Raw genomic sequence first — 1,457 nt, forward strand, 5'->3', positions numbered from 1 at the left:
CCAGCCACATCAACCGTTCCAGTTCCCGCTGTCAGATCAAGGGCAAATGCGCCATCTATCGTTCCACCAAAGGTTATCCCACTCCCCGGTGCAGCGCCGCCGGTGGTATCCACCGTTACATCGCCGGTCAAGGTAACAGCACTGACATAATCCACCGTTGCTCCCAAGGCATCTGTCGTCACATCACCTGCTGTGGAGATACCAGCGGTAGCAGTGAATTGCACCGGCCCGGAGGCAATCACATCACCGGAAGCTCCGAGAGAAAGTGTTCCGACAGTTGAAATTGTTAGGTCAGCGGGTACTGTAACCGCATGATTGAGAGTTATTCCTCCGTTGGCATTTTGAAGGGTTACTGGGCCTGAAAGACCACCGCTACTAAGGTTAATGGCACCATCGGAGGAGATTGAGCCGGTAATGGTTCCATCGCCGATGAACAGTTCACCAGAAGTGGTTATTCGATTCAGTTCGGCAGCGGATAGACCAAGGCCTGTGGATCCTGTGCCTAACGAAGTGGTTTGAGAAACCGTGCTGGGAATGATTACAAGGTTCCCGATTCCAGTGGAGATGGTGCCGTTGGCGGTATGAATGTTCAAATCATCACCGGTGAGGTCGATAGAAGCTGCGGAGCCGGAATTGGTCAGGGTTCCTGTAAAACTTGCACTGCCAAGAGTGAGAGTGCCAGTACCAGAGTCCGTTTGAATCCCCCCAGAGCCGGTAATAGTTGTATCTGCCGTAGATGCAATAGTAATGCCAGTCCCGTTCAAATCAACCTGAGCACCGGTGCCTGCAGTTATGTCGTTATTGATGGTGAGCATCCCCGAAGTAGTTATGGAAACTGATCCGCCTCCTGAGGAGATGGTCCCGGAAACTGTGACGGGCCCGGTAGAGGTGATGCTTAGGTCATTGGTGATCGTGCTGGTTAATACTTCGATTCCGCCAGCCTCATCTACCGTTATGTCGTAACCGCTGAGAACCTGAAGGGTGGAGAGGTCTGTTCCACCGGCTGTAAGGGTGGCAGAACTTGAATCTAAATCCACACTGAGTAGTCCGGTAAGTACTACGGCTGAAGCACTCGTAACGACGCCGTCTCCAGCATCCCCTGTTGTCACAAGATAAAGGTTGCGTATCGGATCACCACCACCAGAATCAAAGGTTCCAAGGGTAATATCCCCGCCAGATAAACCAAGGGCGGCGGTTGCGGTATTTATAGTTAAATCCACCGCTGCACCGCCTGAGGACGAAACACTCCCGCCTAAAACAACCGCCCCGGCAGCCCCATTATCACCCTGTTCGGTATCAATGATACTGGTACCTGCAACCTCGATGGTCCCGCCAGTGAAATCCGCGTCACCACCATCAGTAAGGATACTACCGTTTATGGTAACGAGACTCGGGCTGGTTGCACTCACCCCCCCCGTAAAGGTCAATGTTCCCCCGGCTTGTCCCAGGGTCAGGTC

The 1,457-nt window shown here is 53.1% G+C and carries 1 protein-coding gene; it reads right to left on the reverse strand.

What is annotated here, in order from left to right:
* On the reverse strand, window positions 1-1,457 hold a 1,457-nt coding region (locus DC28_RS07175; protein WP_037547316.1), incomplete at both ends, for a beta strand repeat-containing protein.

The organism is Spirochaeta lutea, from assembly GCF_000758165.1.
In the GTDB taxonomy this organism is placed as follows: domain Bacteria; phylum Spirochaetota; class Spirochaetia; order DSM-27196; family Salinispiraceae; genus Spirochaeta_D; species Spirochaeta_D lutea.